Source organism: Cobetia sp. UCD-24C (assembly GCF_001306765.1).
GTDB classification, from domain to species: Bacteria; Pseudomonadota; Gammaproteobacteria; order Pseudomonadales; family Halomonadaceae; genus Cobetia; species Cobetia amphilecti.
In genome coordinates, this window is record NZ_LJTD01000005.1 from 225,579 (window position 1) to 239,587 (window position 14,009).

Annotated in this window: 15 protein-coding genes; 4 read left to right on the plus strand and 11 right to left on the minus strand. The window is 63.0% G+C overall.

Annotated features, from left to right (window positions below):
* Positions 1-45: 45 nt before the first annotated feature.
* The 5 genes from AOG28_RS09665 to AOG28_RS09685 form a co-directional block, all read right to left on the minus strand.
* Positions 46-471 carry a YbaN family protein gene (locus AOG28_RS09665; RefSeq protein ID WP_225996323.1) on the minus strand — a complete coding sequence of 142 codons (426 nt, stop codon included), beginning with the start codon at positions 469-471 and terminating at the stop codon, positions 46-48.
* 264 nt (positions 472-735) lie between these two features.
* On the minus strand, positions 736-1,947 hold the full coding sequence (locus tag AOG28_RS09670) for a glycerate kinase (RefSeq protein ID WP_082388638.1): 1,212 nt from the start codon (positions 1,945-1,947) through the stop codon (positions 736-738).
* A gap of 162 nt (positions 1,948-2,109) precedes the next feature.
* Positions 2,110-2,952, minus strand: coding sequence for a CvfB family protein (locus AOG28_RS09675; protein WP_054556285.1), 843 nt, complete (start codon positions 2,950-2,952; stop codon positions 2,110-2,112).
* A 301-nt stretch (positions 2,953-3,253) separates the two neighbouring features.
* Positions 3,254-3,742: a YajQ family cyclic di-GMP-binding protein gene (locus AOG28_RS09680; protein ID WP_054556286.1), complete on the minus strand. Its 489-nt coding sequence runs from the start codon at positions 3,740-3,742 to the stop codon at positions 3,254-3,256.
* A 78-nt stretch (positions 3,743-3,820) separates the two neighbouring features.
* Positions 3,821-4,462, minus strand: a complete 642-nt coding sequence (locus AOG28_RS09685) for a GNAT family N-acetyltransferase (RefSeq protein WP_054556287.1) — start codon at positions 4,460-4,462, stop codon at positions 3,821-3,823.
* Positions 4,463-4,630: 168 nt separating this feature from the next.
* Between AOG28_RS09685 and AOG28_RS09690 the strand changes: the two genes are divergently transcribed.
* The gene (locus AOG28_RS09690) at positions 4,631-6,226 is read left to right on the plus strand and encodes a RimK family protein (protein ID WP_326998960.1); all 1,596 of its coding nucleotides are present in this window, start codon (positions 4,631-4,633) and stop codon (positions 6,224-6,226) included.
* Positions 6,227-6,382: 156 nt separating this feature from the next.
* Here the strand turns inward: AOG28_RS09690 and AOG28_RS09695 are convergent, their stop codons facing one another.
* The 5 genes from AOG28_RS09695 to AOG28_RS09715 form a co-directional block, all read right to left on the minus strand.
* Positions 6,383-7,177, minus strand: coding sequence for a DUF2797 domain-containing protein (locus AOG28_RS09695; protein ID WP_054556314.1), 795 nt, complete (start codon positions 7,175-7,177; stop codon positions 6,383-6,385).
* Between the two features lie 164 nt (positions 7,178-7,341).
* Complete coding sequence (locus AOG28_RS09700) at positions 7,342-7,617, minus strand: YeaC family protein (protein ID WP_043334093.1); 276 nt, start codon at positions 7,615-7,617, stop codon at positions 7,342-7,344.
* 167 nt (positions 7,618-7,784) lie between these two features.
* Entirely contained in the window at positions 7,785-8,690 is a 906-nt protein-coding gene (locus AOG28_RS09705; protein WP_054556288.1) for a rhomboid family intramembrane serine protease, read from the minus strand.
* Positions 8,691-8,979: 289 nt separating this feature from the next.
* On the minus strand, positions 8,980-10,056 hold the full coding sequence (locus AOG28_RS09710) for a metallophosphoesterase (protein WP_052384625.1): 1,077 nt from the start codon (positions 10,054-10,056) through the stop codon (positions 8,980-8,982).
* 16 nt (positions 10,057-10,072) lie between these two features.
* On the minus strand, positions 10,073-10,957 hold the full coding sequence (locus tag AOG28_RS09715; protein ID WP_054556289.1) for an NAD(+) kinase: 885 nt from the start codon (positions 10,955-10,957) through the stop codon (positions 10,073-10,075).
* A 323-nt stretch (positions 10,958-11,280) separates the two neighbouring features.
* Between AOG28_RS09715 and AOG28_RS09720 the strand changes: the two genes are divergently transcribed.
* Entirely contained in the window at positions 11,281-11,859 is a 579-nt protein-coding gene (locus tag AOG28_RS09720; protein ID WP_043334088.1) for a sigma-70 family RNA polymerase sigma factor, read from the plus strand.
* Positions 11,856-12,680 (plus strand): anti-sigma factor, encoded by an 825-nt coding sequence (locus AOG28_RS09725; RefSeq protein ID WP_054556290.1) that lies wholly within the window; start codon positions 11,856-11,858, stop codon positions 12,678-12,680. The genes AOG28_RS09720 and AOG28_RS09725 overlap by 4 nt, the downstream gene beginning before the upstream one ends.
* 241 nt (positions 12,681-12,921) lie before the next feature.
* Here AOG28_RS09725 and AOG28_RS09730 read toward each other — a convergent pair whose 3' ends face one another.
* Positions 12,922-13,305, minus strand: a complete 384-nt coding sequence (locus tag AOG28_RS09730) for a histone-like nucleoid-structuring protein, MvaT/MvaU family (protein ID WP_043336770.1) — start codon at positions 13,303-13,305, stop codon at positions 12,922-12,924.
* A 444-nt stretch (positions 13,306-13,749) separates the two neighbouring features.
* Here AOG28_RS09730 and AOG28_RS18220 point away from each other — a divergent pair, with 444 nt between their 5' ends.
* Positions 13,750-13,947 carry a hypothetical protein gene (locus AOG28_RS18220; RefSeq protein ID WP_152965394.1) on the plus strand — a complete coding sequence of 66 codons (198 nt, stop codon included), beginning with the start codon at positions 13,750-13,752 and terminating at the stop codon, positions 13,945-13,947.
* Positions 13,948-14,009 lie beyond the last annotated feature (62 nt).

Sequence of the window (14,009 nt, forward strand, 5' to 3'; positions counted from 1 at the left end):
CGGACAGCGAGGGAGCAGACACCTCACCTGCCCGCGATGAAGCGCTCATTCGCGCGGAAGGGATTCGCCACTGACGGCAAGGTTCGCGCCCTCGCCCTTGGGCTCCGGGCGCGTGGCCAGCCAGAGTGCCAGCAGCGACAGGAAGACCAGCAGCGAGACCTTGACGGCCAGCACTGAGACGGTGAACAGGATGATCAGCATCGAGACGGCCAGCATGCTGACCGCCATGATGCGCGCGCGCAGCGGAATGGCGCGTTCGCGCTCCCAGGCCACCAGCGTCGGCCCGATCTGGGGGTGTTCCCGGATATAGCGCGCAAAGCGCGGGGAACCTCGGCTGGCACAGGCCAGCGCCAGCAGCATGAAGACGGTGGTGGGCAGCAGCGGCAGAAACATGCCAGCGAAGCCGATGCCGAAGAACAACCAGGCCAGGCCAAGCCAGCAGATACGCTTCATGCGCCGAAAGATCATCATGTCGGTTCCTCACCACCTGCGGTCACACACCGTGTGCTTCCTGCTATCAGTCAAACGCCAAGTCGTTCATGGGAAAAGTACTTTCTGACTATCCGCCTGATAGCAACTGCGTGCATGGTAACGGGCTTGCCGATATCGCGAAAGGCCACGCCCCCCGCCATGGGGGCCGTGGGCCGCTGTCTGCGGCCGGATTCGACGCCGCAATCCGTCGAGCCGGGCGTGGCTTAGCGGCGCTCAGCCGGGCTGCGATCAGCCGGGCTGCGGTCAGCTACGTTGCGCCAACTGCCAGAGACGCATGATGGCCTCGCAACGGTCAGCCAGCAGCTCCGAGGTGCGTGCCAGCGCCTGCTCAAGCGGCATGGCACTGTCACACAGCGTGAAGACGGCACTGACCCCCTCATCATGGGCGGCTTGCCAGCCCTCGGCCAGTCGTCCGGCCAACACGATGGCGGGCACCCCGGCGGCACGCGCGGCTCGCGCCGCACCGATGGGGGTCTTGCCGCCCAGGCTCTGGCCATCCAGACCGCCTTCCCCAGTGATCAGCAGATCACAGCCCGCCAGACGCTCGCTCACGTTGAGGCGCTCCATCACCAGCTCGATGCCCGGACGCAATTCACCATTCAACCAGGCCGCCACCGCGTAGCCCATGCCGCCTGCGGCCCCTGCACCGGCCAACTGCTGCTGGTCTGCGCCCAGTACTTCCGCGCTCAGGCGCGCGAAGTGGCCCAGCGCCGCATCCAGCTCCTCGACCACCGCTGCATCGGCGCCCTTCTGCGGGCCGAACACGGCGCTCGCGCCGCGCGGGCCACACAGGGGGTTGTCGACATCGACTGCGGCAGACACCTTGAGGTTGGCCAGGCGTGGGTCCAGCGCAGTGACGTCCAGGCTCGCCAGACGCGCGAGGGCCGCGCCACCTGCGGGCAGCTCTTCCCCATCAGCGTCGAGCAGACGCAGCCCGAGCGCGCGCAGCATGCCACTGCCGCCATCGTTGGTGGCACTGCCGCCCAGGGTGACGATCAGCCGCTCGGCACCGGCGTCCAGCGCCGCCAGGATCAGCTCGCCCACGCCATGCGTATCGGCGACCCGCGCGTCGCGCTCATCAGGGCTGACCAGATGCAGACCACTGGCTTCGGCCAGCTCGACGATGGCCGTGCGGCTACCCGGCTGCCAGCCCCACTGGGCGGTAACTTCACGCCCGAGCGGATCACGCACCTGAGCGCTGCGCGCCTCGATGGGGTCTGCTTCACTGGCTGCCGCCAACAACGCCGCCAGCGTGCCCTCACCGCCATCCCCCAGCGGGCAGAGATCGATCTGTGCCTCGGGCAGTACCCGGCGAACACCACGCGCCATGGCCTCGGCGGCATCACTGGCAGCCAGCGCTTCCTTGAAGCTGTCAGGAGCAATCAACAGACGCGGCGAACCAGCAGACGTTGAGGGACCACAAGAAGCGGAGGCAGCAGAAGCAGAGACAGTCATGCAGACATTCCTTGTCGAAGGTGAAGGAGCGAATGGGGGCAACTCAGCGCAAGATACCCCCATGATACGCTGTCATTGGTGCCATGCGGGACCCTGAAACGCAAACTGCCACCCGTCGGTCTCCCGAGGGTGGCAGTGGCAGAACAGGCTGACAGCAGTGACTTACTTGACCAGACGCGTCTCGGTAGGCGCCAGCGTGACCTTGCCTTCGCGCTTCAGGTGACCGATGGCGCGCTTGAAGTTGGCCTTGCTGGCACCGAAGGCTTCACTGATGGCTTCCGGTTCGCTCTTGTCGCCCAGCGGCAGCACGCCCTGACTGGCTTCCAGCGCTGCCAGAATGCGGTCCGCCAGCTGCTGATGGCCAGCCGGACCCGGCGCCTGCGGCGTGAGATCGACATTGCCGTTGCCGTCATTCTTCAACACCCACAGACGCAGACGGTTGCCGATGCGCAGACGCGTGAAGATACGGTCGTGGTGCACCAGGCCCCAATGGGCGTTGTCGATGATGATCTTCATGCCCAGGTCGGTGCGCGCAGCGACCAGACCGGAGACTTCCTGGCCCGCGGTATAGGTGGCCGGGGTCTTGTCGAGCCAGCGATCCAGACGCATCGAGGCGACCATGCGGTCACTGTGCTTGTCGAGACCGACGTGCACCATGGCGAACTGGCCGGCCTTGAGCTCACGCTTGCGCTCGCCGTAGGGCAGCAGCAGGTCCTTGCCCAGGCCATTGTCGAGGAAGGTGCCGATGTCATTGACCTCGACCACCTTGAGCGCGGCGAACTCGCCGACCATGGCACGCGGATAGCGCGTGGTGGCCAGCAGGCGGTCTTCATCATCCAGGCTGACGAAGACTTCGACTTCGTCACCGATGTCGGCCCCCGCCGGAATGAAGGGCGTCGGCAGCAGGATTTCCCCGCGATCCCCACCATCGAGGAAGACGCCGAAGCCGACCCGCTTGGTGATCGTCAGGGTGTTGCGCTGGCCGATAGCGAGCGGAGCAGACATATAACCTCTCTTTGCGCGTTGTCGGGTGCCGAAGCGGCCCGCATGGCGCAGATATCACGTACGAATAGGGTGAAACGCTTTGAAAGCGACGCGTCCGGTCGTCTCGAGTGAAGCACCGGGCTGGACAAGCGTAGCGCCAGCGACGAGACATGACGCTTTCAAAGCGAATCTGTTGATCCAGAAAACAAGCGAATCAGTGACTCTCACGACACCGCAAATCAGCGAATCAAACGAAGACAGCACCGCACGCCGATAGCGAACGGTGCTGAGAATGGCAATCGCCAGTCACTTGCGCGCTGGATCAATCGCGGAAGTTGTTGAACTGCAGCGGCAGCTCGAGGCTCTCATCACCCTTGAGCAGCGCCATGGCGCCCTGCAGGTCGTCACGCTTCTTGCCGGTGACGCGGACCTTCTCGCCCTGGATCTGCGCCTGGACCTTGAGCTTGGCATCCTTGAGCGCCTTGACGATCTTCTTGGCGGTCGGCTGGTCCAGCCCCTGACGCAGCACCAGCTGCTGACGGGCACGCACGCCAGCGGTGTCGGCGTCCTTCTCTTCCAGGCAGCGCACGTCGATGCCGCGCGCGATCAGACGACCCTTGAGCAGCTCGATCATCTGACGCAGCTGGAAGTCGGCGTCGGCTTCCAGATTGACGTTCTCTTCCTTCTCGAGTTCGAAGCTGGCAGTCACGCCCTTGAAATCGAAGCGCGTCGCGAGTTCGCGATTGGCCTGATCGACGGCATTCTGAACTTCGTGCTTGTCGAGTTCGGAGACAATATCGAATGACGGCATGGGAGCGATTCCTTTGAAGCCATGAAGAATAAACAGCGCATCCTAGCCCATGGGGGCCACGCGCGCCATGCCCCTGGCTCAGGCGGCGCCGGCATTCACCGTCGAGGGCGGCCTCGGGTGCGCTTCACCGGCCTCACCCGCCGCGAGTTCCTCAGCCACCGGCGCCGGCGAATCCAGCGTCAGCGCCTTGCGCATCTTCCAGGCGGCAGCCCCGTCGGCATAGTAATCGCGCAGGCGACCACACTTCTCGAAGCCGTGACGCTCGTAGAGCGCGATCGCCGCGCCATTGCCGGTATGCACCTCAAGATCGAACTGCGTACAGCCCTGCGCGACGGCCAGCTGCTCAAGCGATGTGAGCATGCGCTGGGCAAGGCCGCGGCCACGCGATTCCGGATGCAGGCAGAAGGAATAGAGTCGCGCCCGACGTGAATTGCGCCGAAACAGCACGGTACCGTAGCCGAGCACGCTGCGCAGCCGCGTGGCGTCATCGCGCTCGACGCTACCGGCCGGCCATAGCGCGGCCATCACATCGTCCACCGCCGGTGCGGATGGGATGACATCGTCATCGGGCTGGATGATCACCAGGGTACGGGCATGGGCACGCAGAATCAGATGGGACAGCTGACGACGACTGAACCAGTCGCTGTCGAAACTGACTTCCTCGAGCTCTACCAGAGCGTCGAGATCGGCCCGGATGGCCGGGCGCAGAATGGGGGTCATGGTGCAGGCTCTCCCGCCTGTCAGCGCCCTGACGCTGTCCGAGGATCAGCGTGTCGCGGGGCGGTAGCAATGCGCTGCATTCTGGGCATGCAGGCGCGTCTTGTCTTGGTCTCTTTGCATGAAATTATTTCACTTTCCAGCCTATTGCGATGACGGGGATTGTTTCTCATGATGCGCGCATTCGGCACCGCTTCGGTGCCCGCCTTGCGAGGCTTCGCAATGTCCCGCCTGCGTATCGTGGTTGACCGTGTTTCTGACTGGCGCGCCTTCTACCCAAGTGATGATGTCATCAGCGCCCATGACTTTCTTTCCGAACTCTCAAGCGATGCGCCAGCCCAGCACGCCGACGATGCGCCGCAGCCCGCTACCCACGTCATCAATCTGTGCGGCGGACTGGATTATCTGGGCATCGGCTATTACGTCTCGCTGCTGGCTCAGGCGCGCGGCCAGAAGGCGCTGCCGTCGGTGGAGACCCTCAATCAGCTGTCACGTAAGTCGCTGATCGACATGGAACTGGGCGGCATCCGCGTGCTGCTCGAGGGACTGACACGCAAGGGCGCCCTGCCCGCCCCGCAAGGCGTGACGCATGGGGCTGGCAAGCCGCCACGACTCGACCTGCTGCTGACCTTCGGCGAGAGCGCAGACCCCGCGCTTGCGCGTCTCGCACGCAAGCTGTTCGAGCGTCTGCCCTGTCCCCTGCTGGAGGTACGTCTTGAAGGCCGTGGCGAACATTGGGTGCTCAAGCGGGTGCGCCCGCAATCCCTGAGCCACCTGGCAGCGGCGGATGAAGACCGCTTCGCCCAGGCGCTCAATCGCCATTCGCGCAAGGTGTGGCGCACGCCCAAGGCACGCCGCCATTACCGTTTCGATCTCGCCATGCTGGTCGACCCGGACGAGGCGCTGCCGCCGTCCAACCGTACCGCGCTCAAGCATTTCATCCGCGAAGGACGACGCCTGGGCATCGATGTCAGCCTGATCACCCGGCGCGATGAAGGCCGTCTGGCCGAGTTCGATGGCCTGTTCATCCGCGAGACGACCAGTCTGGACCACCACACCTATCGCATGGCCAAGCGTGCCGAGCACGAAGGGCTGGTGGTGATCGATGACAGCCAGTCGATCCTGCGCTGTACCAACAAGGTCTTTCTGCATGAGCTTCTCAAGGCACGCGGCTTGAGTGCCCCGCAGGGTCGCCTGATCCATCGGGGCGAACTGCGCCAGCTGGCCGAGCGCGGTCAGCACATGCGCTACCCGCTGGTGATGAAGGTGCCGGATGGCGCCTTCTCCCGCGGCATCGTCAAGATCGATGGCCCCGAGACACTGGTGCGCGAAGCCGAGCGGCTGTTCCATGACTCCGCTCTGCTGCTGTTGCAGGAGTGGCTGCCAACCGAGTTCGACTGGCGCATCGGCGTGCTCGACGGCAAGCTGCTGTTCGCCAGCCGTTACTACATGGCGCGCGGCCATTGGCAGATCTACGACCACAGCGGCGCGCGTACCCGCTCCGGCGGCTTCGCGACGGTCGACCCGAGCGAGGTGCCAGCGGCCGTGATCAAGGCGGCCCTGAAGGCGACGCGTCTGATCGGCGACGGCCTCTATGGCGTCGACTTGAAGCAGCTGGAGGACCGCGTGGTGGTCATCGAGGTCAACGACAACCCGAATCTGGATGCCGGCGTCGAGGATGTGGTGCTGGGACGCGAGCTCTACCGGCGCGTGATGCAGGTATTTCTGGCCCGCATGCAGGCGCGCCGCCAGCCCGTGCTGGGCTGACACGCCTCGAGTCTGCAAGCCTGTAGCAAGCAGCGAGAAACCAGAAACTAGAGGCACAGAAACGACAGCGCCCACCCTCCGTGACGGAGAGTGGGCGCTGTCGTATGTGCGGTGCTGTGCTCTTGGCTGTGCTCTTGGCTATGGCTCAGCCGCGGCTCATTGCTCGCCGAGCTGAGCCTCGATCTCATAGCCGGTGAACTTGCGCAGATTGATCACGCCGCTGTCGAGAATCAGATACTGGCCCTTGAGCCCTTCGAGCACACCTTCCACCACTGGCGTCTTGTCGAAGTTGAACGAGGTGACCTTGGTCGGCGCGGTGCGCACGGGAAACTCGAAGGCCAGCGCCGTGGTGTCCAGCACCCGGATGGCGCCTTCGCCACAATGCGCCTGCAGCGCCGCCAGGCCTTCTGACATCTGGGCCAGCAAGGCATCCCGCTCGGCTTCCAGGTCCAGCTCGGCCACATCGCCCTTGAGCATCGCCCGCCAGTTGGTGCGGTCGTTCAGCGCCTGCTTGAACAGCACCTCGACCAGCCCCGACTGCAGGCGATTGGACACCTCGACGATGGGCAGCGCCTGGATGGCGCCCTGATCGAACCAGCGCGTCGGCATCTGGGTCTTGCGCGTGATGCCGACCTTGAGGCCGGAAGAATTGGCCAGATAGACGATATGCGGCTGGAAGCAGTGCTCCTCGCCCCACTGCGGATCACGGCAGGTGCCTTCGGCGTAATGGCAGGTATCCGGCTTCATGATGCAGCCATCGCACTGCGGCAGCTTGCGAAAACACGGATAGCAATGCCCCTGCGCGAAGCTCTTCTTGGTCTTGCGACCGCAATGGCTGCAGTGGATCTGACCGGTGAAGCTCAAACGCACCTTGTGGCCGATATAGGCATTCAGCGGCTGGGTAATCTCGCCCAGACGCAGGCCATAGTTGGCCGCCAGCGGCTCGCGCATGACCGACGGCGCATCAAACGAGGTATCGATCGCAAGCGTCTCACCGGCGGGCACGATGGACATCTTGTGGAGGTTGCCACTCAGCGTGATGGGCGCCGCATCCTGAGCACTGGCTTCCTGAGCCGTGCCGGAGGCCTCATCCGCACTCAGGGCATCATCCAGCGTCAGTTGACCCACTTGATCTGCTCCGGCTCATCGCTTGCGGCGCTGTCGTCATCACGCGGCCCACAGGTGCCGTTGTCGATGAAGCCGACACGCGACTCGGCAGGCACGTTGTTGTGCGCTTCGTACTTGATGACGGCTTCCATGCACAGCTCGACCTGCTCCTGGGTCAGCACGCGGCCATCCGGCCATTTGCGCAGCTGCATGGACTGCTTGAGGCTCTCGTAGATGGTCGGCGTCATCTGCTCGACCATGCCGTCAAAGGACATGTTGCTCATCACATACTCTCCTGATACGGGTCCACGACTGCCGAAGGCGGGCCATCGGAGTCACCGGGGATGGCCGCCATTCTAGCATTGTCGTTTCGCGCATTGTCATTCGCGCACTGTCGTTTCGCGCAGTGTCATTTCCGGCAGTGTCATCCCCGAGGCCGAATCGCCAACGCTCAGGCTGCGCTGCGCCTGGGGAGCAGCCAGCCCAGCAGCAGACCGGTCAGCAGGCCACCAAGATGCGCCTCGTTGGCGATGGCGCCCAGGCCGATGGCACTCGAGAGCGGCGTCATGCACAGCACCAGATAGATCAGCATGAAGATCATCAGCGAGCGCTGCATCTGATAGCCCAGCGCGGGGCGCCGGCGTGCGGCGACGAAGACATAGCCGATCACGGCGAAGTCGATCCCCGACAGCCCACCGAACAGCACGCTGCCGGTGGCGTATTGGGCCAGATTGGCCGCCACGCCGCTCAGTACCACGACCAGCGCGAAGCGCCAACCGCCATCGATGGCCTCGATCTGACGCCCGAACACCCACAGCCACAGCAGGTTGAACACCAGGTGCAGTACCCCGAAGTGCATCAACGACGGCGACCAGAGCCGCCACCACTCCCCCCCCAGCGTCACGGACAGCGGCTCGGGCGCGATGTGCTGACTGCCGACAAGCTCGAAGGGCACGATGGCCAGCCACTCGAATACCGCCGCCTGGCCCAGCGCATACTGGAACAGCACCGTGACGCAGCAGGCCAGACCGACCAGCCAGGTCAGCGGCGTCTGGCGCATCAGGGCGATGAGGGACTGAGAACTGGCGGTGCCACGCGTCGCGGCACCTGCGGAGGCGTCCCGCAACGGTTCACCGCGTGACTGGCGCTCGAGCATCGCGATGACGCGCGGCAGTTGCTCGGGGTCGGCCAGCCACAGCTCCTGACTGCCCTCGTGGCTCTCGGCATCCTCGCCAGACGCAGCCTCTGTCGGGCGAGTCTGGCTCAGGGTGATCTGGTGACCGATCTTCTCGGCCCACAGGGCTTCGCGCAGGGGGCGGCTGTCGAAGGATTCGGGCAGCGTCAGAACCTTGAACATGCTATGCCTCTGAAGATGACACGCGACTGAACAGACTCAGTACACGTTGATAAACAAGGAGAAGTCAGACCAGCCTGTGAAAATCTACCACAGTGCCGCAGGCGCCTGGCCTTTGTGACAGACATAAAAAAAGCCCGGTGGGGGGCACCGGACTGAGCAAGGATCATTCAAGGGAACACTTACTCAGAGTGCGCAATCGGGCTTTGGTTCACTGACATGTGATTGTAAAAAACAATCGCCATTCGCCACCAGCATTGCTGACGCTATTGGGGCGTAGCCATGACCAGAGCTATTGACTGGCGCCATTGGCGAATGACTGGTTCGACAGGGTGTCGCGGGACAGCTCTTCCGGCACGGGGCGTCGGGAAGGCTCACGCGGTACCGGTACCCAAACGAAGTTGGCGGCATCCAGCGTGGCTTCGCCACTGAAGCGATACGCTACCAGGCGTCCGAACTTGACCGCGCTGTAATCCAGGCAGGCAATGTTGGGGGCCGGCAGCGCCGGCAACCCCTCGCACCAGTAGTGCCCGAGAAACAGCGGCGGCTGCTCTGGCCCGTAGTAAGGCAGATTGGCCAGCTCCTGCTCGCTCAACCAGCGCGATTCCAGCTCGCCGGGCAGGTTGTCGGGCTGGAAGACCACATCGCCGTAGGTGCGGGGCTCACGTGCCCAGAAATGCGTGCGGAAGCTTCGCCGCGTGAAACCATCGCCGGAATGGATCTCGACCCCTTCCGGCAAGCGCAGATTCGCGCCGCGCGTCATGCGGTCCAGCACGCGATAGGCGAAGCTGTCGTGCTCGATGGACTCATGCAGGAAGTCTTCATCGATGCAGCCATCGGGGTAGCGCTCCAGGAAGGTACGCACCAGTGGCTCGTCCCAGCAGGCGTGCACCACGCGCAGCCCGCTCTGGCCGGGGGCCAGCGGCGGCAGCTCCAGACACAGCGGCATGCGCATGAACCAGCGCAGCGCTTCGTCCCACTCATCGGGATGATGCTGATATTGGTCAAGCGTCTCGCGGATGATGCGATTGTGACGTGAGGTATGCGAGCGCAGGAAATCACGATGCTCGCCGCCTGCACGCGGGCGTGCGCGCCGACAATACGCCAGGGCGTTGTATTCGTGATTGCCCATCACGATCAGCGCTTCGCCGGCATTGACCATGCTGCTGGCCAGCTGCACCGCCAGGCGGATGCGCGGACCACGATCGATGATATCGCCGAGGAAGATGACCTTGCGGGTCGGGTGGCGATAGACGCCATCGACGATGTGATAGCCGAGCGTCTCCAGCAACGTCGCCAGAGTGGCGCCGCAGCCGTGTACATCGCCGATAAGGTCATAGCCATCCTGTGGCGCCACGAATGCTTGCATGCTGTGAGCCTTGAGGTCATTCGCCGAGGCGATTGCTCCAACCGAGCTTGGTGCGACAGATCTCGAAATAGTTGTGCTCCAGCGGATGAATCAGCGTCAGACGCTCACTCTTGCGCCGGATCTTGAGCACATCCCCGGGCTTGGCCACCACCTGGGTCTGGCCATCGCAGCTGATATGCGGATAGGTCGAGTTGCTGGCACTGATATGCAGGATGATCTCGCTGGCCGCGTCGATCACGATCGGACGACTGGAAAGGGTATGCGGGAACATCGGCACCAGGGTGATCGCCTCGAGACGCGGATGCACGATGGGGCCGCCACCGGACAGCGCATAGGCGGTCGAGCCGGTCGGCGTGGCGACGATCAAGCCATCCGAGCGCTGGGAGTAGACGAACTGGCCATCGATGAACAGCTCGAACTCGATCATGCGCGCCGCCTTGCCGGGGTGCAGCACCACATCATTGAGGCCATCGGCCGCCCCGATGCGCTCGCCTTCGCGGTAAACCTCGGCCTCGAGCAGGAAGCGTTGCTCGCTGAGATAGTCACCGCCCAGCACCTCGGCCACCTTCTCCTCGAGCTCATCAGGGCGAATGTCGGTCAGAAAGCCGAGTCGCCCGCGATTGACGCCGAGCACGGGCGTGCCGCTGCGGCACAACGCGCGCGCGGCGCCCAGCAGGCTGCCATCGCCGCCGACCACGATCACCAGATCACACTGCTCGCCCATCTGACGGCGGCTGGCCACCTGCAGACCGTGGTCCAGCAGCAGCGTGGCAGTGCGTTCCTCGATCACCATGGCCAGGCCACGGGAATCCAGAAAGCGAATCAAGCGCTTGAGCGTATCCACCACCTGGGCACTGCCCAGTCGGCCAATCACGCCGATCGTATTGAATTTCTGCTTCATCACGCCTCCCAGGCTGTCATGCCGGCCATTATGCGGACTCACCGCGCGAGCAGCAATGCAGCCGCGCCGCGCTTTTCCCACCGGATGTGAGGTGACGGGCTGACGCCACGCCCAGACACGTCTGAAAACCGGCCGCGAACATCCAAGGCGGGAAGCAGGACGTTACCTGACTATCCCTCGCAGTTGACGCACCGCCATCCCGACCGTCACGGGCGTTGATTCTTTCCCGAACGAAGGCCTCTATCATGCAACTTGCCATTCCCCGGCGGTGCACTTACCGTCAGCTGAACAATGGACCCCCTGCCAAAGGAGCCGGCCGCCCCATGCCAGCACAGAAGCCGTCAGTCAGTCCGCCAGACGCGGAAAGCTTTGACCACGCCAGTGCGATAGAAGCCTGTGCACGCGGAGACGAGGCCGCGTTCCGCAGCCTCTATGATCTTGAATCGGGCCGTATGCTGGCGCTCGCCATGCGCCTGTTGAACAGCCGCGACCAGGCGGAAGATGCCGTCCATGACGCCTTCATCAAGCTGTGGTCCAACGCGGGCCAGTATCGCCGTGAACTCGGCAATGGTCGCGCCTGGCTGTTTACCATCCTGCGCTATCGCGCTCTGGATCAGCTGCGCGCCCAGGGGCGGACGCCTCGCGGCGACAGCGATGCGCTCGACACGCTGGCCGATCTGCTCGCCAACCCGGAAACCGCGGCCGATGACAGCCAGACGGCGCACCAGTTGAGCGACTGCCTGGGTGAACTGGAAGTGCCGCGACGCGAACCCATTCTGCTGGCCTTCTTCAAGGGACTGACACACGAACAGATCGCCGAGAAGCTGAGCGCACCGCTTGGCACCATCAAGGGACGCATCCGCGCCGGTCTCAAGCTACTGCAGGAGTGCCTGTCACGATGAATAGCCCCCTGATTCCCGAATCTCCTGAAGAACAGAACCTGCTGCTGGGTGAGCATGCCCTCGGGCTGCTGGACCCTGAGCGCGAGGCCGAAGTGCGCGCCTGGATCGAGCGCGATGACAATGCTGCACGCATGGCCCTGCGCTGGCAGCAACATTGGCTGAGCGTGAGTGACCGCCTGCCGCCGGAGCCCCCTTCCGACTCACTATGGAAGCGCATCGACGCCAGCCTGGTGCGCCTCAAGCAGTCCTCCGCCACCCGCGATGACGCCGCTCGACATGACGCAGAGCAGACAAGCGCCACTACCAAGGCGCCCTGGCTGCTGCGCTGGCTCGGCGGTGGCCTCGGACTGGGCCTGGGGGCAGGTCTCGCCCTGGCGCTGGTCATGCAGATGGGGCCCTTCTCCCCCAGCGCACCACTGGAAGGCACATCACCGGAGATGGCTACCCAGACGCCTGACGGCGACGCGCAACGCATGGTCGCTATCCTGCAGACACTGGAAGATCCGGGCACGCCGACCTGGGTGGCCAATGTCACGCCCAGCGGTGGCCTGCAGCTGACACCGAAGGTCTCCATCGAGCGCCCGACGGATCGCGCCATCGAACTGTGGACCCTGACCGACCCGCAAGAAGGGCCGCGCTCACTGGGGCTGGTCGACCCGATTGCGGGCATCGAACTCAGCGCCGAGCAGATCGGCAGCATGAGCCCGGGCCAGCTGCTGGAGATGACACTGGAGCCAGAAGGCGGTTCGCCGACCGGCAAACCGACAGGCAAGATTCTCGCCATCGGTCGCCTGGTGGACCTCAATCAGCGTGATAGCTGATAGCCCTCGAGGTAACCCTCGGGCATGACGGCTGCCGATAGTGGCGCTTTCTGACGCTGTAATCTCACAGCGAGTCTCACGGGAAAGCGCCCTATCGGTCTGCTCAAGGTCTGCTCTAGGACTACTCAAAAGAAGGAGTCCGTCGTCTAGCGTCAGTCAAACGCCAGACATGAAAAAGCCCCGCGATTGCGGGGCTTTTTCATGTCTGGCAGCGTCAGCTAGCTGGCAACAAAGCCAGTGCTCAGCTTTCAGTGCGCTCGAGCCAGGATTCGACGGTTTCCGCACCGTGCTCTTCCTTCCACTCTTTCAGCTGCTTGTGGTTGCCACCACGCGTCTCGATGACTTCACCGGTGTGCGGGTTCTTGTAGACCTTCAGCTTGCGCTTGCGACGCACGCCACCGGTCTTGCTTTCCGGTGCGGCAGCAGCCGGCGCCTGGGACGCTTTCGGGTCCAGCAGGGTGATGACGTCACGAGTGGACTTGCCGTACTCGCCCATCAGCGCGTCCAGCTTGTCCTTGAATTCGAGTTCGTTCTTCAGACGGTCATCATTGCGCAGGCTTTCCAGCTGCTCTTGAAGTTTCTTGAGCTCTTGCTCTTTCTGCATGAAATCAGTCAACAGGGACATGAGTATCTCCAGGATGTCGGGACAGACAGTTGAGTCACGAAAACACGATGCTGAAAGAGGCTCGGCGATATTCACCTGCCGTACATGTTTAACAGCGCGTTTTCATAAAGACTTGTGCAGGACACTCGGGACAGTTAAGCGCCCACACCAGATCAAGGGCGATTATAGACCGAGTCAACTGCGAGGTGAAGTCTTAAATAACATGTTTCCAAAGTATGCAATCTTTCCGATCAATGCAATAGCCAGCAAAAAAACAGTACTCACTGCCCAGGCACTTCATTATCCCCTGTCACAACTGAAGACAGGTCTGCCAAAAGCGTCTCTGCAACAACACGAAGAAGTCTTTACCACGACCTGATATCGGGCTTGAGGGCCCGCCATCACTGGAACTCCAATATTCACGGGATATGCACAATTCATGACAACAACCCATAAGGAAGTATTATGCAACCACTTTCCCGTTGGCGTGGCGGCGTCAGATTGCAGACTTTTGATGTAGAGCTGTCATTGCCTGCGCACCTCGAAAAGCATGCACCTGAACGAACAACAGAAGTCCATACTAAAGCAGGTGGCGAACTAATAGTGGTGCAAAATGCAACACTTTCTCCAGAAAGCGTCACTTCAAAAACACCGTCAACCTGATAGAATGGTCAAAGTTGACAAAGATTGAGCTGTCATCACGCCATTCCACTCTCCCGCCACTC